Origin of the sequence: Segatella copri DSM 18205 (assembly GCF_025151535.1) — a bacterium.
Classification (GTDB): Bacteria; Bacteroidota; Bacteroidia; order Bacteroidales; family Bacteroidaceae; genus Prevotella; species Prevotella copri.
The window spans coordinates 2535446-2556670 of record NZ_CP102288.1 but is presented as its reverse complement, the minus strand read 5'-3'; the positions used below and the strand labels follow the sequence as shown (position 1 = coordinate 2556670).

17 protein-coding genes and 1 pseudogene are annotated in these 21225 nt (G+C 48.1%); 15 read left to right on the top strand and 3 right to left on the bottom strand.

The genetic code is table 11. The features are described from left to right. Window positions 1-940: 940 nt before the first annotated feature. The 14 genes and pseudogenes from NQ544_RS10795 to NQ544_RS10730 all read left to right on the top strand — a co-directional run bounded on the left by NQ544_RS10795 (window position 941) and on the right by NQ544_RS10730 (window position 16011). Window positions 941-1285, top strand: a complete 345-nt coding sequence (locus NQ544_RS10795; protein WP_229775057.1) for a transcriptional repressor — start codon at window positions 941-943, stop codon at window positions 1283-1285. 5 nt (window positions 1286-1290) lie between these two features. Then, window positions 1291-1857 (top strand): 6-carboxytetrahydropterin synthase, encoded by a 567-nt coding sequence (locus tag NQ544_RS10790; protein ID WP_006848010.1) that lies wholly within the window; start codon window positions 1291-1293, stop codon window positions 1855-1857. 339 nt (window positions 1858-2196) lie between these two features. Then, window positions 2197-2355 (top strand): annotated as a pseudogene (locus tag NQ544_RS10785) (IS5/IS1182 family transposase); the annotation flags it as partial. 620 nt (window positions 2356-2975) lie between these two features. Beyond that, window positions 2976-3437, top strand: a complete 462-nt coding sequence (gene rplM / locus NQ544_RS10780) for a 50S ribosomal protein L13 (RefSeq protein WP_006848007.1) — start codon at window positions 2976-2978, stop codon at window positions 3435-3437. 10 nt (window positions 3438-3447) lie between these two features. Continuing rightward, window positions 3448-3834 carry a 30S ribosomal protein S9 gene (gene rpsI, locus NQ544_RS10775; RefSeq protein ID WP_006848006.1) on the top strand — a complete coding sequence of 129 codons (387 nt, stop codon included), beginning with the start codon at window positions 3448-3450 and terminating at the stop codon, window positions 3832-3834. 158 nt (window positions 3835-3992) lie between these two features. Beyond that, the gene (gene rpsB, locus NQ544_RS10770; protein WP_006848005.1) at window positions 3993-4763 is read left to right on the top strand and encodes a 30S ribosomal protein S2; all 771 of its coding nucleotides are present in this window, start codon (window positions 3993-3995) and stop codon (window positions 4761-4763) included. A gap of 108 nt (window positions 4764-4871) precedes the next feature. Beyond that, window positions 4872-5867 carry a translation elongation factor Ts gene (gene tsf / locus NQ544_RS10765; protein ID WP_006848004.1) on the top strand — a complete coding sequence of 332 codons (996 nt, stop codon included), beginning with the start codon at window positions 4872-4874 and terminating at the stop codon, window positions 5865-5867. A 120-nt stretch (window positions 5868-5987) separates the two neighbouring features. Then, window positions 5988-6605: a fumarylacetoacetate hydrolase family protein gene (locus NQ544_RS10760; protein WP_006848003.1), complete on the top strand. Its 618-nt coding sequence runs from the start codon at window positions 5988-5990 to the stop codon at window positions 6603-6605. Between the two features lie 25 nt (window positions 6606-6630). Then, a complete protein-coding gene (porU, locus tag NQ544_RS10755) occupies window positions 6631-10269 on the top strand; it encodes a type IX secretion system sortase PorU (protein WP_006848002.1) in 3639 nt (1212 codons plus the stop codon). A 19-nt stretch (window positions 10270-10288) separates the two neighbouring features. Next, the gene (porV, locus tag NQ544_RS10750; protein WP_040553340.1) at window positions 10289-11467 is read left to right on the top strand and encodes a type IX secretion system outer membrane channel protein PorV; all 1179 of its coding nucleotides are present in this window, start codon (window positions 10289-10291) and stop codon (window positions 11465-11467) included. Between the two features lie 122 nt (window positions 11468-11589). Continuing rightward, the gene (ispF, locus tag NQ544_RS10745) at window positions 11590-12069 is read left to right on the top strand and encodes a 2-C-methyl-D-erythritol 2,4-cyclodiphosphate synthase (RefSeq protein WP_006848000.1); all 480 of its coding nucleotides are present in this window, start codon (window positions 11590-11592) and stop codon (window positions 12067-12069) included. Window positions 12070-12676: 607 nt separating this feature from the next. After that, a complete protein-coding gene (locus NQ544_RS10740; protein WP_006847998.1) occupies window positions 12677-13945 on the top strand; it encodes a glycosyltransferase family 4 protein in 1269 nt (422 codons plus the stop codon). Next, a complete protein-coding gene (locus tag NQ544_RS10735) occupies window positions 13942-14718 on the top strand; it encodes a glycosyltransferase family 2 protein (protein WP_006847997.1) in 777 nt (258 codons plus the stop codon). Before NQ544_RS10740 ends, NQ544_RS10735 begins: the two co-directional genes overlap by 4 nt. 375 nt (window positions 14719-15093) lie before the next feature. Then, a complete protein-coding gene (locus NQ544_RS10730; protein ID WP_006847996.1) occupies window positions 15094-16011 on the top strand; it encodes an IS982 family transposase in 918 nt (305 codons plus the stop codon). A gap of 145 nt (window positions 16012-16156) precedes the next feature. Here the strand turns inward: NQ544_RS10730 and NQ544_RS10725 are convergent, their stop codons facing one another. From NQ544_RS10725 to NQ544_RS10715, 3 genes are all read right to left on the bottom strand, one after another. Further along, window positions 16157-18472, bottom strand: coding sequence for an ATP-binding protein (locus tag NQ544_RS10725; protein WP_006847995.1), 2316 nt, complete (start codon window positions 18470-18472; stop codon window positions 16157-16159). 162 nt (window positions 18473-18634) lie between these two features. Then, entirely contained in the window at window positions 18635-18820 is a 186-nt protein-coding gene (locus tag NQ544_RS10720) for a hypothetical protein (protein ID WP_006847994.1), read from the bottom strand. A gap of 232 nt (window positions 18821-19052) precedes the next feature. Beyond that, window positions 19053-20423, bottom strand: a complete 1371-nt coding sequence (locus tag NQ544_RS10715; RefSeq protein ID WP_006847993.1) for a sigma-54-dependent transcriptional regulator — start codon at window positions 20421-20423, stop codon at window positions 19053-19055. 237 nt (window positions 20424-20660) lie between these two features. On the opposite strand from NQ544_RS10715, the gene NQ544_RS10710 reads away from it, so the two are divergent. Then, complete coding sequence (locus tag NQ544_RS10710) at window positions 20661-21209, top strand: serine O-acetyltransferase (RefSeq protein WP_040553275.1); 549 nt, start codon at window positions 20661-20663, stop codon at window positions 21207-21209. Window positions 21210-21225: the final 16 nt, after the last annotated feature.

Genomic DNA, 21225 nt, shown 5'->3' with positions numbered 1-21225 from the left:
TAGTTGTACAACCATAGAGCTATAGTTGTACAACTATAGGGTTCTTAGTCGTACAACTATAGAATTTCTATTTGTTATTCTAAAAGTGTAAATATGTAACGCGTTGATTTACAGTATATTGCTATTCTTTGTTGTGTTTGCAATATTCATGAATAAATTGGAGTCAGTTGAAAATATGGAAATCTCAGCGATGTAAAGCTAAAGAAAAAATCACGGAAGAACCTGATGTTACCTCATCATTATAGTCGGCACTTTTACAGAATAAGTTTTTCCAGATTGCAGAACGATAGGAACGTAATCTGTCAGCAGTTTATTGCGGTCGAAAAGCATACTTTTTGCTTTTGACGAATGTATAATGACAAGATGAAACTTTGTTGCCCTATTGCGGTTTTATGCTATCTATTTTTTATTAATTTCTCGATTTATCTTACTAAATTTGTTTAATTAGTCGAGCCTTTTTGATTAGAATTGCTCCATTGTGCATAGACTCTATACATTCCCACATGGGCCAGGTGAATTTCTGATAGACAGAATCTAAGGAATGTATTTCGACGAGGTTGAGTCCGATAACATTTTTTTTGAGGTCTGTATTGCGGTATTGCTTCTTTACGACAGCATAGGCGCGTCCCAGATCCTCAAAAATGTAGGGCGCAACGTCGGCGAAATGTTCCGATTCAAGACCATCCATAGTGATAATATAACACTCGGGAACCACATCATTATATGTGACCCCCCACCAGTATGCCACTATCTTCGAACAGATAAATAGGTAATGCGGCTTTATTCTTAAAAAAGCATAATTTTGTTGGTAAAAATTTGCAAATGCGAAATATTTTCATTAACTTTGTGGCATCAAAATACGAGAAGAATGGAAAGTACGGAGATTATAAAGAACGCAGGCCTAAAAATCACTCCGCAACGTAAAGTGGTTTATGAGGTTATGATGGAATTGCGTCATGCTGCCATTGATGAAATAATCAAGTGTGTGCAATCCAAAGATAATCAGATAACCATCTCAACCATCTATCGCATTCTTGATTCGTTTTGCAAGGCTAATCTGTTATCACTTGTGTTCCATCCCGAAGTGGGGAAAAGCTATTATGACATTACCGTGACAGAGCATCACCACATATTCGAGGGAGAGAGCATCTTGGATTATATGGATGAAGGGCTTACGGAATTGATACGACAGTATTTGAAAGAAAAGAATTTTGCATCGGTTGACATTAGCCGAATACAGGTGCAGATAACGATAAATAACCCAAAGTTAAACTCTAAAAAGTAAAAAGTATGAGAAGTATCACGACTTTCGATTTGCAGTATGCACATCGGTTCTATGGCTTCCAAGGCGAAGCCCAGTATCTTCACGGTCACACTGGCACATTGACCATTGAGGTGGAAGATACGGTTGAAGAAGGTGTAAACATGGTGTACCCTTGTAATGAAATCCAAAAGGTGGCATGGAGCCTGTTGAAGAATTTTGACCATGCCTTGGTGCTCCGCGAAGATGACCCTTTGCTTCCTGCTATTCTTGATGTGTATGAAAAGCAAGGCATCAAAAACGGCCATCCGCAAAACAAAATGAAAGGAGAGGCCTTCAAGACCGAATTGGCAACGGCTTACCCTGATGCCCGTCTGGTTGTTACCAAGGAAACCATGACAGTGGAAGGTATGATTAAGATTGTATATGACTTGTTGAAAGACAAACTGAACATCGCTAAAATCACTTTCACAAGCGGTGTGAATGCCGCTTCTGCCGAGTTTACCACAAAGAATAACATCGACCGCTGTCCTCTTTGCGGTGTCGCCCTCAATGAGGATGGAGTATGCCCAAAATGTGGTTATCGGAAAAAATAATCCACGTAAAGCTGCATATAAAATAAAGTGATGATGAAAATACGGGTGGAAAAGATTTCACACTTTTCCGCCCGTATTGTACAAGTTAGAAAAATAATTTGAAATTCGGCTAATGGCTTCAACCTTTGTTTCCATAACCACATCGGCATATACCTGTGTTGTGTGACGGCTCGTATGGAAACTGACATTTTTCGTAATCCCTGCATCCGCAGCCATTTTTTAAAGACACCTGTTACATACTCCCAATATAGTCAGTTCAAACACCTTTTGGCTCGGCTTGCATCCGTTTCGCTCAGGTAACCAATGCAAAGCCGATTGGTTTAGAGGGATTATTACCTGTCTGCCTACTATCAGTACTTTTGCGGTCTTGAGGCTTTCAGCATATCCGCACCTTGCGCCTCATCCGAGCTTGTACATTTCCGTCACCGTATCGGAGAGGAGGGCGTGGAGCTTATCCTCAAGGAAAGCATCCGCACCAATCTTGCCATGGAGGACAGGAAGAAGGAGGAGGATGACAGGAATAAGGGAAAGACGGTCGTGGACGCAAGAGCGACCATCGTCTGGGACGGAACTTCTACAAGGTTCCAGATCGAATTTTGCTTTCAATGCTTTGTTCACATCACTAAATGTAGCCAAGGTAACTATGAAGGAGATGGGAATGGAATATTCTATGTCTTCATTCAAGTCACTGATGACCAACATTTATCTGGTGAAACGAATTTTTAAAGCAAGTGGGTACACCCCGAACCGAACTTTAATTAGCAAGATTTTCAAAGATCTCTCGTGCTTACAGCGTATAGCTGCTTAGCATATTATTGAATTATTAACGAACTATTGCGTTAACAATGCACTCTTTTTTTTGCTTATCCTGAGCAGAAAAGCGCAAACTAAGTTAAATTTTTATAAAAGTTTGGGTTTGAAACTCGTAACCTACACATAATCAAATAAAAATGTGTAACTTTGCAGTCCGATTATTTCGGGGATACACTTAGAGTCCCCAAGATATGGTGTGTTAATAGCATGCCCTGTGGCCGGGGTATGTGGTTAGTGAATCACCTGTCTGAATAGTGAGTAAAAAAGATTAAAAACGTTTTTTAGTAGTAAATTTAAATTTTAAAATGGACACATTAAGTTACAAGACTATTTCCGTAAACAAGGAAACAGCTAAGAAAGAGTGGGTCGTAATCGACGCTACCGACCAGGTTGTAGGTCGCCTCTGCTCTAAGGTTGCTAAATTGCTCCGCGGAAAGTACAAGCCAACTTTCACTCCACACGTAGATTGTGGTGACAACGTAATCATTATCAATGCCGCTAAGGTAGTTTTCACAGGTAAGAAGGAAACAGATAAGGTTTACACTCGTTACACTGGTTATCCAGGTGGTCAGCGCTTCAACACTCCAGCAGAGTTGCGCAAGCGTCCTGATGGAATGGACAAAATCCTCCGTCACGCTATCAAGGGTATGTTGCCAAAGGGCCCTCTTGGTCGTTCTTTGATGGACAACCTCTTCATTTACGATGGCACAGAGCACAAGCACGAGGCACAGCAGCCAAAGGCTATTGATATTAACCAGTATAAATAATTAAGGTAGAATGGAAGTAATTAATGCAATTGGTCGCCGTAAGAGCGCTGTAGCTCGTGTATACCTCACAGAGGGTACCGGTAAGATCACAATCAACAAGAAAGATATTGAGACATATTTCCCATCAGCAATCCTTCGCTATGTAGTAAAGCAGCCATTGCAGTTGCTCGAAGCTGAGGGTAAGTATGATATTAAGGCAAACCTCGACGGTGGTGGTTTCACCGGTCAGAGCCAGGCTCTCCGCCTCGCTATCGCTCGCGCGCTCGTTAAGATCGACGCTAACGATAAGAAGGCTTTGAAGGATGCAGGCTTCATGACACGTGACTCACGTGCTGTAGAGCGTAAGAAGCCAGGTCAGCCAAAGGCTCGTCGTCGCTTCCAGTTCAGCAAGCGTTAATCTTATACATATTTTATTATATATATACAGATTATATATAGCTGAGCTAAAAAGTTTAGTATCTAAATCGGTGAGATTCCATTAATCGGGGACTACTCATCGACTGATCTAACATTAGATTCAAAAAGAAAGTAAACACAATTAAAAAAGAAAAAACAATGTCAAGAACAAATTTTGACCAGTTACTTCAGGCAGGTTGCCACTTCGGACACCTCCGTCGCAAGTGGAATCCAGCAATGGCTCCTTACATCTTCATGGAGCGTAACGGTATTCATATTATCGACCTCAACAAGACTGTCGCTAAGATCGACGAGGCTGCTGAGGCTCTCAAGACAATTGCCAAGACAGGTAGAAAGATCCTGTTTGTCGCTACTAAAAAACAAGTTAAGGACGTAGTTGCTGAGAAGGCAGCTTCTATCAATATGCCATACGTAAACGAGCGTTGGGCTGGTGGTATGCTCACCAACTTCCCTACAATCCGTAAGGCAGTTAAGAAAATGGCAAACATCGATCGTCTGTTGAACGATGGTACATTCTCTAACCTCTCTAAGCGCGAGTTGCTTCAGGTAAGCCGCCAGCGTGCTAAGTTGGAGAAGAACCTCGGTTCTATCGCAGATATGGCCCGTCTCCCAGTAGCCCTCTTCGTTGTTGACGTAATGAAGGAGCATATCGCTGTTAAGGAGGCTAACCGTCTTGGTATTCCAGTGTTCGGTATCGTAGATACCAACTCTGATCCTAAGAATGTTGATTACGTTATTCCAGCTAACGACGATGCTAAGGATTCTGTAGATGCTATCCTTACTGCAGTTTGCGGTGCTATCGCTGAGGCTCTCGAGGAGCGCAAGGCTGAGAAGGCTGACGACAAGGCTGCTGCTGAGCAGAAGGACCAGCCTAAGAAGAAGGCTGCCCGCAAGGACGAGGCTGAGTAATTAGGCAAAGAAATATATACTGAAGCCATTGATTCTGTTTATGATTCGATGGCTTTAGTAGCTTTTAAGCAAAGATTATTATTAACTTTTTAATATAAAAATATTATTATGGCTGTTTCAATTGAAGATATCAAGAAACTTCGCGCTATGACTGGTGCTGGTCTTGCTGACGTTAAGAAGGCACTCACAGAGGCTGAAGGTGATTTCGATAAGGCAAAGGAGTTGCTCCGTGAGCGTGGTCTCGCTATCGCTGCTAAGCGTTCTGACCGTGAGACTTCTAACGGTTGCGTTCTCGTTAAGAAGGTTAACGATTTCGCTGCTATCATCGCTCTCAAGTGCGAGACTGACTTCGTAGCTAACGGTGCTGACTTCATCAAGTTGACATCTGACATCCTCGACGCTGCTATCGCTGCCAAGGCTCACACTCTCGATGAGGTGAAGACTTTGAAGGTTGGCGATGCTGATGCTCAGGCTGCTGTTACACAGCGCTCTGGTATCACTGGCGAGAAGATGGAGCTCGACGGCTACTGTGTTCTCGAGGGTGACAACATCGAGGTTTACGATCACATGAACAAGCACACTTTGTGTACTATGGTTCAGCTCAACGAGAACAACGAGGAGGCTGGTCACAAGGTAGCTATGCAGGTTGCTGCTATGCGCCCTGTAGCTCTCGACGAGTCTTCAGTTTCTGAGGAGACTAAGAAGACTGAGCTCGAGGTTGCTGTTGCCAAGACTAAGGAAGAGCTCGTAGAGAAGGCTGTTAACGCTGCTTTGAAGAAGGCTGGCATCAACCCAGCTCACGTTGACTCTGAGGAGCACATCGAGAGCAACACCAAGAAGGGTTGGTTGACACCTGAGCAGGCTGAAGAGGCTCGCAACATCAAGAAGACTGTTGGTGAGGAGAAGGCTGCTACTTTGAACCCTACTATGATCCAGAACATTGCTAATGGTCGTCTGGCTAAGTTCTTCAAGGAGAACTGCCTCGTTGACCAGGAGTTCCAGTTCGGTGACGGTGACAAGCAGACTGTTGCTCAGTACCTCGCTTCTCAGAGCAAGGATCTCAAGATCGTTGCTTACCAGCGCTTTACTCTTGCTGCTGAGTAATCATTACTCAAAAGCAAGCGTTAATTTGACTTATAGTTAAATTAGAATACCGGGAGTTATGAAGTTAAGCCTCGCTTTGCTTCTAACTCCCATTTCTTTTTTATATAAAAATTTGATGTTATGAAGATATTTGCCATCGGTATGAACTATACCGAACACAATAAATCGCTGCATGGTACGTTATCTAAACCAGAGCGTCCTGTCATCTTTACCAAGGCAGATTCTGCTTTGCTCAATAACGGCAAGCCTTTCTTCATCCCTGATCATCTGGGAAGAATAGAGTATGAAACCGAAGTAGTGGTCAGAATATCCAAGTTGGGAAAGACCATTCCGCAGCGTTTCACCCACCGCTATTACGATGCTGTAACCGTAGGTATCGACTTTACGGCACGCGAGATGCAGAAGAAGCTGCGCGAGGCTGGCCAGCCTTGGGAACTCGCCAAGGGATTCGACGGTTCTGCGGTTATCGGCGAATGGGTCGACATCCAGAAGTTCCGTGATATCCAGGCACTGCACTTCCGCCTCGACCTCAATGACAAGACCGTACAGGAAGGCTGCACGAGCGATATGCTCTACAAGGTAGATGAAATCATCTCCTATATCAGCCAGTACTTCACGCTCAAGACGGGCGACCTGCTCTATACCGGATGTCCTACAGGCTGCGGTCCTGTCAACATCGACGACCATCTCGTAGGCTATCTAGAAGACAGGAAGGTGCTCGATTTTCACTGTAAATAAACAATATTGCAAGTAATATATCGATATGAACACAACGAAGGTTTGGAAATACATGCTGCTGGCATGCCTGCTCATGCTGGTGGCTCCTGCTCAGGCACAGCGATTCTTCAATCTGACCTCTTCAGAAGTCAGAGTAGATTCCGTGTTGCCCCGTTTCGTGTATTCCATTCCTTTGACCGGTGCATATCGTGATTCTGTATATACCGTCAGCCTTAAATATGGCGAGTATATCGACATGACTGCCTCCGACATCGCCAATTATAACCGCCTGTCGGGTGCAGTTCCTCCTGAGCAGGTATTACCCCAGCAGCGGGTTACCGAATGCCGTAAGCAGGGCGTACTCCAGATAGATTTCAGTCCTGTTGTATTCCGCAATAACCGTCATCAGCTGCTGGTCAGCTTCATGCTCCAGGTAGATGCCCGTCCTCTGAAGCGCTCCGAGCGTTCCAGTCGAGGTTCTCTGTTGGCTAAGGGCAAAGTATCAGCCTTCACTTCTTCTGATGCTTTGCGCTCAGCCTCTTCCCTCTATGCCTCCCATTCCGTTCTTGCCTCAGGCAGATGGGCGAAGATCAGAGTCAGCGAAACCGGTTTCCATCAGCTTACCGAACAGGTAGTGCGCCAGGCAGGCTTCTCCGATATCAGCAAGGTGAAGATTTACGGCTATGGCGGCAATCTGCAGAACGAAGCCCTTCTGGCGAGCGAACTGCAGGCTACTGACGATTTGCAGGAAGTTCCCCAGTGCATCGTTGGCGGCAAGCATTATTTCTATGCCCAGGGACCGGTTTCCTGGAAGTCAGAAACCGCCCTCCAGCGCGTCCGTAATCCTTATTCCGATTACGGCTACTATTTTATTACCCAGACCGATGGAGAGCCTCTGGTGCAGGATTCAGCCACCTTTGTCTCTTCCCATTATCCGCAGCCTTACGATTATCATTCCCTCTATGAATCAGATGGTTACAGCTACTATCATGGTGGCAGAAACCTTTTCGATGCAGAAGAACTGAAGGTGGGCGATGAGAAGAAAGTGGTAATCACGAATACCACCGGTTCTACGATAGGCAAACTCTCCGTAGCCCTGACTACCGCCACAGACAGCAAGGCTCAGATACTGAAGAATGGCAAGGTTTTGGGCGAAATCACCCTTTCTCTCAAGAATGATAATCCTACGGAGGAAACAGCTTACCTCAAGGCTACAGAGCGGGTTGTCACCTATCCCGATTCCGATTTCCAGGATAAGGATACCATCTCCATCAAGGTCTTGTCGGGCGCTTCCATCCGCCTCGATTATATCTCCGTAACGTGGGAAAAGCCTCGAAGCTGTGCCTTTACCGCTGCCAAACTTGCCGCCGGTGGAAAGATTCCGGCTGCCCAGTATGTCTACGGCATCACCAACCAGGATCATCATGCCGATGGAGCAGCCGATATGGTCATCATCATCCCGACCTCACAGAAACTGCTGAAACAGGCTCAGCGGCTGAAAGAATTTCATGAACAGCACGACGGACTGCGCGTTACCATCGTGCCTGCCGATGAACTCTATAACGAATTTTCTAGCGGTACCCCCGATGCCAACGCCTACCGCCGCTACCTGCGCATGCTTTCCGATAAGGCGCAGAGCGAGGCAGATATGCCGAAATATCTCCTGCTCTTCGGCGACTGCGTATGGGATAACCGCATGCTTACCTCCGGTTGCAGAACCCTGAATCCAGACGATTACCTGCTGTGCTTTGAGAGTGAAAACTCCTTCAGCGCCGTATCTTGCTTCGTCAGCGACAGCTGGTTCGGTTTGCTCGGCGAGGGAGCCGGACTGTACCCTAGCCGCGAACTGCAGGATGTAGCCGTAGGCCGCTTCCCGGTAACCTATGCAGAAGAAGCCCAGATGCTGGTAGACAAGACCATCAGTTATGCTCAGAATGCCAATGTAGGCGCCTGGCAGAACACCCTGATGTTTATGGGCGATGACGGAAACGGCAACCTTCACATGCAGGATGCCGATGATGTGGCAAATGATGTGCTCACCACCTATCCCGCCTATCTCGTCAAGAAGGTGATGTGGGATGCCTATACCCGCGAAACTTCCTCTTCGGGCAATACCTATCCCGAAGCAACGAGGATTATCAAACAGCAGCAGGCTGCGGGAGCCCTCATCATGGATTATGCCGGACATGGCGATCCTACCCAGATGTCGCATGAATCGGTTCTGAAACTTACCGATTTTGCCGATTTCCGCAATACCAACCTGCCGCTCTGGGTAACTGCCTCCTGCGATATCATGCCGTTCGACGGACTCGAAGCCAACATCGGCGAATATGCACTGCTCAACGAAAAAGGCGGCGCAGTAGCCTTCTATGGCACCACCCGTACCGTTTACGCCCAGTATAACAGACATATCAACCGTGCCTTCATCCACAGAGTGCTCAGTCTGGTAGATGGCAAGCCTGTCACGATAGGCGAGGCGCACCGACTGGCGCAGAACGACCTGGTGAGCGGCAACGGACCAACTTCCGGCTCCGATGTCACGGTGAACCATCTTCACTATTCCCTCTTGGGCGACCCGGCGCTTGCGCTCAATCTGCCTAAGCGTCAGATAGTAGTAGATTCCATCAACGGCATCCCTGTTGCCGGAGCCGCAACCCTGCCGATGCTGAAGGCAGGCTCTATCGCCCGCATGGCAGGTCATATCGAGGGAGCAGACGACTTCCGGGGCGTCATCACCGCTACCGTAAGAGATTCCAAGGAAACGGTTACCTGTCGCCTGAACGATACCGGCAAGGATGGCGCTGAGAAGGCTTTCGAATACAAAGACAGAACCAAGACCCTGTATCAGGGCACCGATAGCGTAAGAGGCGGCAAGTTTGCCTTCTCCTTTGCCGTTCCGCTGGATATCAATTATTCCAACCAGAGCGGTCTGGTCAACCTCTATGCGGTGAATACCGCCAAGACCCTCTCCGCTCACGGCTTCAGCGAGCAGTTTACGGTAGGCGAGAGCGAGGAGCAGAAGAACGATTCCATCGGTCCTTCCATCTACTGCTATCTCAATTCGCCTTCCTTTGTAGATGGCGGCAATGTCAATACCACTCCGTTCTTTGTGGCAAAGATAACCGATAAGGACGGAATCAATGCTGCCGGAAGCGGTATCGGCCACGACCTGCAGCTGGTGATAGATGGCGATATGTCGAAGACCTACGTGCTGAACAGCAATTTCACCTACGATTTCGGAACCTATACCAGCGGTTCTACCTATTACAGCATACCGCAACTGGAACCGGGCAAGCACGAACTCACCTTCCGTGCCTGGGATATCCAGAACAACAGTTCTACGGTGAAGCTCCGCTTCAATGTGGTGAAGGCACTGAGTCCGGCGCTCTTCGATGTGGGCGTAACCGCCAATCCGGCTAAGACCTCCACTACCTTCATCATCAGTCACGACCGCACAGAGAGCGATATGGACGTGGTGGTAGAAGTGTTCGATTCGTCGGGCAGACAGCACTGGCGCCATTCCGAAAGCGGTGTACCTACCTCGGGCAGCTATACCGTAAGCTGGGACCTCACCTCCGATAGTGGCACCCCTCTGGGCACCGGAGTATATCTCTATCGCGTCAAGGTGGCGAGCGATGGCAGCAGCTACACCTCTAAAGTCAAGAAACTCATCATTATCAAATAAAAATATATTTACAATGGCAATGAAAAGAATCTATAAGATATTCATCTTGGGATGTCTCGCTCTGATGGCATCAGAAGTGAAGGCGCAGGATAAGAAAGACCTCTTCAATCCTGTGAACTATGCAGTCATTTCGCAAACCATAGCTCCTGATGCCCGTGGTGGCGGTTTGGGAGACATCGGTGCGGCTACCGACCCTGATGTCAACTCTCAGTACTGGAATCCGGCAAAATATCCTTTCACCATTTCGCGTGCCGGTGTGTCGCTCAGCTTCACTCCTTGGCTGCGCTCGCTGGTCAATGATATGAACCTCGCCTATCTCTCTGGCTATTACCGCATTGGCGATTACAGTGCCGTATCTGCATCGCTCCGCTATTTCAATATGGGCGAAGTGTTTACCAGCGAAGAGGGTGCCGAGAGTGGCACGGGTATGACCATCAATCCTTACGAGATGTCGGTCGATGTGGCTTATTCTCTGATGCTCAGCGAGAAGTTCTCTCTTGCTGCTGCCATCCGCTGGATCTATTCCGATATGCGCTTCGATTATACCGAAGATAATTCGCCTGCCTCCGCTTTCGCAGCCGATATTGCCGCCTATTACCAGAACTATGTGGTCATCGGCCAGCGCGAATGCCAGTTGGGTTTGGGCTTGAATATTTCTAACATCGGTAGTAAGATTACCTTCAGCGGCAAGGAGTATGGCGAGTTCCTGCCAGCCAACATGCGTCTGGGTGCCTCGCTGATGATTCCTATCGACGAGTACAACCGCGTTACCCTGGCAGCCGATGCCAACAAGTATCTGGTGCCTACCGTTCCGAAGCAGGAAGAGGGTGAGGATAATTCAGAATATGAAGACCGTGTGCATCGTGAGTATGATGATATTTCGGGCATCAGCGGTATCTTCAAGAGTTTCAGCGATGCCCCTGGCGGTTTCAAGGAAGAGCTGGAGGAAATCAACTACGGTTTGGGTGCCGAGTATGTATACAATGATAAGTTTGCGCTCCGTGCCGGTTATCATCACGAGAGTCAGAGCAAGGGTAACCGCAAGTACTTCACCGTGGGTGCCGGTTTCAAGATGAATGTCTTCTCGCTCGATGCTGCCTATGTGGTGGCTACCGCCAAGAGTAACCCGCTCGACCAGACCCTCCGCTTCACCCTGTCGTTTGATATGGATGGACTGAAGGACCTGTTTAAAAGGTAATGTTGAGTGTTGAATGTTGAATGTTGAATTTTTGCCTAACGGACTCAAGGGCGCTAGCCTAATTCAACATTCAACATTCAACACTAAAAAATCAAAATTCAACATTCAATTAATTTAAAGCGATGAATATACGTGTAGGATTTGGATATGATGTCCACAAGCTGGTGGAAAACCGCGACTTGTGGCTGGGAGGAATCAAGATAGATTATGAACTGGGATTGCTGGGCCACAGCGATGCCGATGTGCTGATACATGCCATTTGCGATGCCCTGCTGGGCGCCGCCAACATGCGTGATATCGGATATCATTTCCCGGATACGGCAGCAGAAACACTGAATGTGGATTCTAAGATACTGCTCCGCAAAACGATGGAACTGATAGCTACCAAGGGCTATACACTGGGCAATATCGATGCCACAGTCTGTGCCGAACGCCCTAAACTCAACCCGCATGTGCCAGCCATGAAAGCCTGTCTGGCAGAGGTGATGGGGGTAGACGAAGACCAGATATCCATCAAGGCAACAACCACCGAGAAACTCGGATTCACAGGCAGAATGGAGGGAATCTCCGCCTATGCCACCGTTCTTATCCAGAAAGGATAGAACGCAATCAGCACGCCCTTAATCGGGCAGCATGCAAGCAGCACGCCCTGAAAGGGCAGAAGCTCCTAGCCCAGGGCAGCGCCCTGGGTATAATAGCAATCAGCAAGGCGCCCTGTAAGGGCAAAAGCTTTATATTCTGCAAAATGTAGGAAAAGTGTCAGAAAGTTGTTAATTTCCGTTTCTTTTGTTCATTTTTGCTTGATATATATCAAAAAAATGTAAAAACGTCACACTTTCTTGGCTGAATATTTGGTGAATAGCCGAAATAGTAGTAATTTTGCAGCGTCAAAAGGTTAATAGATTGTTTAGGTTAGTAGTAATAGATTTAGGTTTTTAGTTATTAGGTTTTAAGGTAGATTGTTTAACCGATAATTGAGAAGGTCGTGAGACTATTTTGATTAGATTTTTTAAGTTAAACATATTACATGCCACAGCTCGTTGAGAGTTGTGGTATGTTTTTTTATCCCCCTTTCTCCCTCTTCCGTTTCCTCTTTTCCGATTTCCTCGAAAAAAACATGCCTTTTTATTTTGTTTTGTCTCCGATTTGTGCTATCTTTGCAGTATCAATCAATATACGCAGCTTTTGCGGTATCAAAAATATACGCAGATGAGAGTACTCATAGTAAATACAAGTGAAAAGACAGGCGGAGCGGCAGTAGCAGCCAACCGCCTGATGGATGCCCTTAACAACAATGGCGTTAAGGCAAAGATGTTGGTACGCGACAAGGAGACAGAAGACATCACCGTGGTCAGTCTGCCCCGTTCGCTCAGGTTGCAGTGGAACTTCCTGTGGGAGCGCTGGTGCGTATTCTGGCATCTCCATTTCTCCCGTCAGCGCCTCTGGGAGGTAGACATGGCAACATCGGGTACCGATATCACCAGGCTCCGCGAGTTTCAGGAGGCAGATGTCATCCATCTCTCCTGGATCAACCAGGGCATGCTCTCACTCAAGAACATCCGCAAGATTATCCGCAGCGGCAAACCGGTGGTATGGACCATGCACGATCTCTGGCCAGCTACCGGCATCTGCCATTATGCCCGTGGCTGCAACCGCTATGCCTCCGCCTGCGGCAACTGTCCGCTTCTCCCCAATAAAGGCAGCAAGAACGACCTCTCAGCAAAGATATTCCGCCGCAAGAAGGAACTCTACCATCGCGGCGCCATCTCCTTCGTCACCTGTAGCCGTTGGCTCGAACGGCAGGCTAAGGGCAGCGGTCTCTTCGTTGGCCAGCGCATCACCAACATCCCGAATCCGATAGATACCCACGTGTTCTGTCCTCAGGATCAGGCAGAGGCGCGTCTGCGTGCCGGTTTGCCAGCCGACAAGCATATCATTCTCTTCGTATCCCAGCGCGTAACCGACGAGCGCAAGGGCATGCGCTATTTCATCGAAGCCATCGACCGGCTGGTAGCGCGCTATCCCGAGATGAAGGAGAATACCGCCATCGCCATCCTGGGCGGCCATTCCGAGGAAGTAAACCTCACCCTGCCGTCCTATTCGCTCGGCTATGTCAGCGATGAGAAGCAGATTGTGGCAATCTACAATTCTGCAGATGCCTTTGTGCTGCCATCGCTCGAAGATAACCTCCCTAACACCATCATGGAGTCGATGGCGTGCGGCGTGCCGAGCATCGGTTTCAGGGTAGGAGGTATACCGGAGATGATAGACCATCAGCAGAACGGCTACGTAGCTAACTACCGCGATACCGAAGACCTGGCGAGTGGCATCCACTGGGTACTCGAAGAGGCCGACAGGGCGGCGCTGAAGCAGGCATGTCTGCAGAAGGTAGCACAGAACTATTCGCAGCATGCAGTAGCATTGAAATATATTGAAGTTTATAACGAGGCGATGGCCTACAAAAACTATAAGTTATGATTAAGTTCACCGTCGTAACCTGTACGTACAATGCCGAGAAGGAGTTGCAGCGTACCCTCGACAGCGTGCAGCGCCAGACCTACTGCAACATTGAGCACATCATCATGGATGGCGGTTCCCGCGACCGCACCCTCCAGCTGGTGAAGGCATATCAGCATCGCAATGCAGTAGGCGAGAGTTCGCACGAAATCGTGGTCATATCAGAGCCCGACAAGGGACTTTATGATGCCATGAACAAGAGCATCGACCGAGCTACGGGCGATTACCTGGTGTTCATGAATGCCGGTGACACCTTTCCTACAGCCGATACGCTGGAATATGTAGAAGGCTGTGTAGGCGAAGGCGAATTACTGCCCGGCGTACTTTACGGGGATACCGATATCGTGGACGAGATGGGCCATTTCCTGCGTCATCGCCGTCTAGCCCCACCCAAGAAGCTCACGTGGCGTTCGTTCATCTGGGGCATGCTGGTATGCCACCAGTCATTCTATGCCCGCACAGACATAGCCCGTGAGATTCATTACGATCTGCACTACCGTTATTCGGCAGATGTAGACTGGTGCATCCGTATCATGCGGGAGTCATCTCGCCGCAAGCTCCCGTTGCGCAACGTCCATGCCGTCCTCACCCATTTTCTGGATGGCGGCATGACCACGCAGAACCACAAAGCCTCCTTGAAGGAGCGTTTTCAGGTGATGCGCACCCATTACGGCCTTCTTCCCACCCTTGCAGTTCATGCCTGGTTCGCGATAAGAGGGGCTGTAAAAAAGTAAAAAGGTAAAAAGAGGCTTAGCCCCTTTCGTTTAGTTAATAATTTATAGTTAATAGTTGATAGGGCAGCCTCGCTCGACGGCGTTAGCCCTCTATAAACTATCAACTAAAAAAGCGGCCCCGTTCCCAGCGATTCCATCGCTGGTCCCCTTAAGTCTTGAAAAATAGCCCCTGGTGTGTTCTTGCATCAGGGGCTTTTAACTTTACGGGGACCAGCGATGGAATCGCTGGGAATGGGGACGAACGGGGGTAGGCCTTTTTTACCTTTACCTCAGTTCGGGATAAGAAATAGTGCCTAAAAAAGTTGGTAATCTCCGATATTTTTTGTATCTTTGTAGTTGAAATCCAATTAGTTACAAACATAAAAAGATATCATTATGGAGATTACCAAGGACAAAGTTACAGAATTATTTTGTATTATTGATGAATTTTACAAAGTTTTTGATGCTGAAAATGCAGGAAAATTGCTTTTGAGTGAAGATGGAGTAAAGCGCAGACGACGTAAAGCCTCTTTATCTGATAGTGAAATCATGACGATTTTGCTGTATTTCCATTTCGGCTCATTCCGAAACTTCAAGCATTATTACCTATTCTTTATTAGAGGAACATTGAAGTCATATTTTCCAAATGCAGTGTCTTATAACCGTTTTGTAGAACTTGAAAGTCGCGTATTCTTCCCTCTCATGTTCTTCCTGAATCTCCGTGCTTTTGGCAGATGTACAGGTATAACCTTTGTTGATTCAACCATGATACCAATATGCCACAATCTCAGGCGTTATGCCAACAAAGTGTTCAAAGGCATTGCCACAGACGGAAAGGGAACAATGGGATGGTGTCATGGGTTCAAGCTACATCTGGCTTGTAATGATAGAGGTGAGATAATTGCTTTTGTTCTCACTGGTGCAAACGTTAGCGACAAAGATCCAGCGGTATTCGATGTATTGGCTAAACGTCTGTATGGCAAGCTGTTTGCAGATAAAGGCTATATCTCGCAAAAACTCTTCGATTCGCTTTTTGAGGAAGGCATCCAGTTGGTTACAGGACTGAGAGTGAACATGAAGAACAAACTAATGCCGTTCTATGACAAGATGATGCTACGCAAAAGATACATCATTGAAACGATTAATGACCTGTTGAAAAATACGGCTCAGATAGTACATTCACGTCACAGGTCTGTTTCGAATTTCATCATAAATATTATTTCTGCATTAGGGGCATACTGTTTCTTTGACAACAAGCCCAAGGCACTTACTGGATACGTTATCGAAGATACGAAACAGCTGAGTCTTTTCTAACATTGCATATTTTACAGGAGGATTTTGTCTCAGCAACCATCCAAGATATATAGATGGTTGCCAAGCCTCTGTGTCCCTTATATAAAAACATTATAAAGCCTTTAGATAGAGCTCGTTATCCCGAACTGAGGTTACCTTTTTACCTTTAAAAGCCCTTCAGGTCGGCGATAATGGCCTGGGTGTAGGCTCTTATCTGAGATTCTGACAGATCGCTGATATGCTCGGGAGCGAGGGCGGCGATGTGCTGGTGGGTCTCCATCTCTATCATCGTGGCGATAGGGAGGAGCTTGTGGGCTGTCTTGCCGATGGCTTCTATTGATAACTCGCCTTCTGTTGCCTGCTGGAGGTTCTGGAGATGGGATGACAACTCCTGCTTGACGGTGCTGAGTATCTTAGCTTCTGCCTCCGGATCGCCTTCTGCAAAGGTTAGGAGGGGTGCAAAGCGGGATTTCTTATTGGATTCCTCTGTAATATCCTCTGCTTCTGATGATGTTTTCTCTGCCATATCCTCTGTTTCTGATGCTGCATCCTCCAATCCGAGGATTTCTTTCAGCTTCTCTGTGCTGAACGGCTTGAAGAGGCAATCGTCGAAACCGGCTTCTTTCAACTCTCTGATGATGCTGGCATCGTGGGCAGTCATCGCTACTACCTGCATGTGACTGTGGTTGATGTGCTGAATCATCCTGATGCCGTTCATCTCGGGCATTTCGATATCCATCATCATCAGCGCAGGATGCTCGTTGTGGAGCACGGTGAGCGCCTCGGCTACATGCAGACAGGCAAAGACTTGCCAACTGTCGCCTACCAGCTTCTTCAGCATCTCCTGAAGCAGGCGGAGCTGCAACGGGTCGTCATCGAGCAGCAGTATCTTGTGGTTTTCGAAATGGGGCTTGGCTGGGGCGAGGGGCTTCTGCTCTTCTGCCTCTTCTGCTGCAGGAGCGGTACCTAAGGCAAGCGGAATGGTGACGGTGAAGGTGCTGCCCTTGTCCTTGACGGATTCCAGACGCAGGGTGCCCTGAAGCAGATTGACCAGTTCCTGGGTGATGTTCAGCCCGAGACCGGTGCCCTCGATGCCCTGAGCACTCTTCAGGCGGGTGAACGCCTGGAATACCTTCTGGCGCTCTTCGGTGGTCATGCCCTTGCCGGTATCCCTTACCGAGAAGGTGAGGAGGTGCTGGGGACTGATGGCTGCCTGGATGGTGACGCTGCCCTTATCGGTATACTTGATGGCATTGCTTATCAGGTTGTTGAGTATCTGACGGATACGGAAGGCATCGGCACGGTAGTAGGTCTTCGGACTGCTGATGCCATCGAGCTCCAGATGCAGTTCCAATCCCTTCTCCTGGCTCAGGATCTGCATCTCTCCGGCACACTGGCGGAACATGTCGGCAGGCGAGAAATCTACAGGGTTCAGCTTCATCAGTCCGTTTTCCAACTGGTGATAATCGAGCAGGGCGGCAACGAGCCGGGAGAGATGGGTGGCAGAACCCTTGATGCTGTTGAGGCAGGAGATGCCCTGCGGGTTGTCGACATAATCCTTCATCAGGTCGATGAAGCCCGAGATGCTGGCAGCCGGAGCCTTGATGTCGTGGGTGATGGTGAGGAGCAGGCGCTCGCGCTGGTTCATGATGCGCCTGATTTCCTCGTTAGCCTCTTCGAGATTCTCGCGGTAGATGCGTTCCTTCTGCGTATCGCGGTAGATGTAATAGACGAGGATGATGGCGGCTGTGATGGCTACGATGGCAAGCAGACCTATCTGCCAGAGCAGATTCTGGCGCGCCTGCATCGCCTGGTTGATGGCCTGCTGCATCGCCTGACGTTCGCGCTGGTGGATATCGTTGAGCTGCTGGGAGGAGCGCAGGGCGAGGCGGGCATTGGTTATCTGCAGGTCTCTCACCTCGCGGTTGATGGCTTCGTGGTTATCGCGTGTAGACTGCTTCTCCTTGCGGTCAATCTGTTCCAGAATATTGGCTACGTTTCCGGCTAAGTTGACCGGGGTAGAGAGGGTATCGGTGACAGCCTGGTTACTGTCGCGTCTGATGCTGAGCGTTTCGGCATGTTCCTTCTTGAAGGCATCGGCAAGGCGGCGGAAGAAGCCCTTGCGGGTTTTCATCACCTCTACGGTGGTGTTCTTTGCCACATGAGTCTTGGGTGCCTTGGAATGCACGACAACGGAATCTTCGCCACTGTTGAGGCTGTTCATCTTCTCGTGCAGATAGTTGTGGGATGACTTGCCCTGCATGGCGCGGGTAAGCTGCTGCAGATTGGTCTGTTCCTCCTTGAGCAGGTTGGACATGGTGCTGTCGGCTGCCTGTCGCTTTTCGATATAGTCGCGGGTTGCCTGGTTGATAGCAAGCACGGTTGTGGTGTTGCGATATACCAGCCCTATCGCCAGAATCAGTACGATGGCAACGATGATGTAACCCAGGGCTACCTTGAAAGGAACGTTTGTTTGCTGCATCTTCTTATCTTTTAATGTTTTGAGTCTTTTTGCTATTTGCGTGCAAAGTTAATCAAAAATGCGATATAAACCAACGAAAACAGGAGATAAATGCCAAAATCTGGTCATCTATCTCCTGTTTCATTGAAAGCGACGCGTAATTACTATTTTCTGAAGGTGGATTTACTTTGCTACGGTTGAATCCACTGTTGCTGCTGGTGCCTCAACAGGTGTTGCTGTTGTGTCGGCTGGAGCTACTGTGTCTACTGGTTCTGAACCTGCAACGCTTACCATTCTGTTACCTGCAAATACATTGCTAACTGATACCATTGCTACTGCTGCAATAACTGCAAATACTAACTTTTTCATAATTCTTTTGTTTTTTAATTGTGAATATTATTTGTTTATTAATTCTCTTGCTGAAACTCATTTGCGAGTTCGCTAAATAATATCACAATAGGCGTGCCAAAAATTGATGAGTTGGTTAAGTGTCTGATAATCATATTAGATGGTGCTCTGTGCCAGAAATGGGGTGTGGGGAAAGTGGGGAAAAGGTGTAGAAAAATTCCCCAATATAGTGTGGAATATATTGGGGAATGTTTTACTCCATGCCGTATTTCTTCATTTTGTTGTAGAGAGTCTTGCGGTCGATGGCAAGCAGTTGGGCAGCCTTGCTCTTGTTGCCGTGGGTGGCTCTCAGGGCAGCGGCGATGCTTTCCTGTTCCGACTGTTCGCTGTGCAGCTGCATATTGATTGGTCGGGCTGGGGAGGTCTGTGCCATCGTCTTCTCCAGTTCCTGGGCACCGATATACTTGCCACGGGTGAGCAGGGTGGCGCGCTTCATCACATTGTTCAGTTCGCGCAGGTTGCCCGGCCAGTCGTATGAGGCAATGATTTCGGAGGCTTTGGCATCCAGTCCGAGCACATTCTTGCCCAGTTCCTGGTTGGCGTGCTTGATAAAGAGGTTGGCAAAGAGGAAGATGTCGGCACCTCTGTCCTTGAGGGCAGGCATGTAGATGGTAAACTCGTTGATGCGGTGATAGAGGTCCTCTCTGAACTTGCCTTCGGCTACCGCCTGCGCCAGATTCTCGTTGGTGGCACAGATGAGTCGGATATCCACATCAATCTCCTGCGTGCTGCCCAGCGGACGTATTTTTCTCTCCTGCAAGGCTCTGAGGAGCTGCACCTGTACTTCGTAGTTGAGGTTTCCCATCTCATCGAGGAAAACCGTTCCGCCGTTAGCTATCTCGAAGGTACCCTTCTTATCCTGTTCGGCTCCGGTAAAGGCACCCTTCTTATATCCGAAGAATTCAGATGCCGCCACCTCCTTAGGGATGGCGCCGCAGTCGATGGCATAGAAAGGCTTGTCCTTGCGCAGACTCTGTTCGTGGATGCTGCGCGCCACATATTCCTTTCCGGTGCCGCTGGCTCCGAGAATGAGCACTGACATCGGGGTAGGGGCAACGAGCGAAACGAATTCGTAGAGCTGCTTGGAAGCCTCGCTTTCACCTTTTATATATCTAGGCACCTCCGCGCCCTGCTGCTCTTCTTGGGGGGCATCCTGCATGGCGACAGATTCCGCAGGCTGAGGGGCTGAAACCGCAGAAGCAGCCGACTGGATAGCCTCACGGATTTTCTCTAAGAGGATTTCGGGATGGAAGGGCTTAGCCACGTAATCGGTAGCACCCGATTTCATGGCACATACAGCATTCTGAACCTCTGCATAGCTAGTCATTACGATAAAAGGCAGGTGGGCATCGGACTTTCTGATATGCTGGAGCAATACCAGTCCGTCATGGTCGGGCAGGCGCAGGTCGGAAAGAACCAGATGGAATGCATCGCCGGCTCCCATCGCTTTGATGGCAGCGCCTACGGATGTTACCCTTTCTACATCGAATCCTTTCTTTTTGAGCCAAGTCTGTATCATTGTTCCGAATGCCAAATCGTCTTCTACAATCAATATCCTCTTCATGATGTTCTTTTTTATCCTCTTCTAAAATATCGTTATATATAACTTTGTGCAAAGGTACGGAAAAGTTATATGGAAAGCTATTTAATTCACATTATTTAGCAATAAAACCGACTAAATTTCTACAAACCCTGTTCTATTATCTTATTTTTAGTGAAAAGAACAATTGTTTTCGGATAAAAGCATGCTAGTTGCTTTATTTTTTGTATCTTTGCAAAGATAAAAATAAGATTTAGAGTCATGAATCCGATAGTACAAACCATCATATTGTCAGCTTCGGCGGTGCGCATGTTGCCGCATATTGCTCTGTATCTGCTCCATAAGAAGGAGATAGATGCCGACCTGCTGAAGGTGCAGGACAGGAAGCCTACGGTGCTCAACCTGATTAAGGCATGTACCCGCGAAAGGAGTTTCCGCAATCTGTTTTATTACCGTATGGGCGAATACCGTTCGGTTTTCATCAGCTGGCTGTTGCCTCCCGAGCGTACGATGACCATCTGGTGCCCGTATATCGGGAAGGGTGCGCATCTGGAGCACAGCTATGCCACCTATCTCAACGCAGAAAGTATAGGTGATGACTTCTACTGTCTGCAGATGGTGACGCTGGGCAACGGCAAGGGCGGCAGACCTACCATCGGAAATGACGTGAAGATTTATACCGGCGCCACGGTATTCGGCGGCATCCATATCGGCAACCACGTGACGATAGGCGCCGGTGCCGTGGTATTCCAGGATATTCCCGACGGGGCTACCGTGGTAGGGAATCCGGGGAGAATCATTCAGAAATAATCAATTTAAAGATAGA

What these genes read in the sequence shown, in the direction of transcription:
- NQ544_RS10795 (WP_229775057.1), top strand. Translation starts at nt 941, where the DNA reads ATGATGGAATTGCGTCATGCTGCCATTGATGAAATAATCAAGTGTGTG.
- NQ544_RS10790 (WP_006848010.1), top strand. Translation starts at nt 1,291, where the DNA reads ATGAGAAGTATCACGACTTTCGATTTGCAGTATGCACATCGGTTCTAT.
- rplM (WP_006848007.1), top strand. Translation starts at nt 2,976, where the DNA reads ATGGACACATTAAGTTACAAGACTATTTCCGTAAACAAGGAAACAGCT.
- rpsI (WP_006848006.1), top strand. Translation starts at nt 3,448, where the DNA reads ATGGAAGTAATTAATGCAATTGGTCGCCGTAAGAGCGCTGTAGCTCGT.
- rpsB (WP_006848005.1), top strand. Translation starts at nt 3,993, where the DNA reads ATGTCAAGAACAAATTTTGACCAGTTACTTCAGGCAGGTTGCCACTTC.
- tsf (WP_006848004.1), top strand. Translation starts at nt 4,872, where the DNA reads ATGGCTGTTTCAATTGAAGATATCAAGAAACTTCGCGCTATGACTGGT.
- NQ544_RS10760 (WP_006848003.1), top strand. Translation starts at nt 5,988, where the DNA reads ATGAAGATATTTGCCATCGGTATGAACTATACCGAACACAATAAATCG.
- porU (WP_006848002.1), top strand. Translation starts at nt 6,631, where the DNA reads ATGAACACAACGAAGGTTTGGAAATACATGCTGCTGGCATGCCTGCTC.
- porV (WP_040553340.1), top strand. Translation starts at nt 10,289, where the DNA reads ATGAAAAGAATCTATAAGATATTCATCTTGGGATGTCTCGCTCTGATG.
- ispF (WP_006848000.1), top strand. Translation starts at nt 11,590, where the DNA reads ATGAATATACGTGTAGGATTTGGATATGATGTCCACAAGCTGGTGGAA.
- NQ544_RS10740 (WP_006847998.1), top strand. Translation starts at nt 12,677, where the DNA reads ATGAGAGTACTCATAGTAAATACAAGTGAAAAGACAGGCGGAGCGGCA.
- NQ544_RS10735 (WP_006847997.1), top strand. Translation starts at nt 13,942, where the DNA reads ATGATTAAGTTCACCGTCGTAACCTGTACGTACAATGCCGAGAAGGAG.
- NQ544_RS10730 (WP_006847996.1), top strand. Translation starts at nt 15,094, where the DNA reads ATGGAGATTACCAAGGACAAAGTTACAGAATTATTTTGTATTATTGAT.
- NQ544_RS10725 (WP_006847995.1), bottom strand. Translation starts at nt 18,472, where the DNA reads ATGCAGCAAACAAACGTTCCTTTCAAGGTAGCCCTGGGTTACATCATC.
- NQ544_RS10720 (WP_006847994.1), bottom strand. Translation starts at nt 18,820, where the DNA reads ATGAAAAAGTTAGTATTTGCAGTTATTGCAGCAGTAGCAATGGTATCA.
- NQ544_RS10715 (WP_006847993.1), bottom strand. Translation starts at nt 20,423, where the DNA reads ATGAAGAGGATATTGATTGTAGAAGACGATTTGGCATTCGGAACAATG.
- NQ544_RS10710 (WP_040553275.1), top strand. Translation starts at nt 20,661, where the DNA reads ATGAATCCGATAGTACAAACCATCATATTGTCAGCTTCGGCGGTGCGC.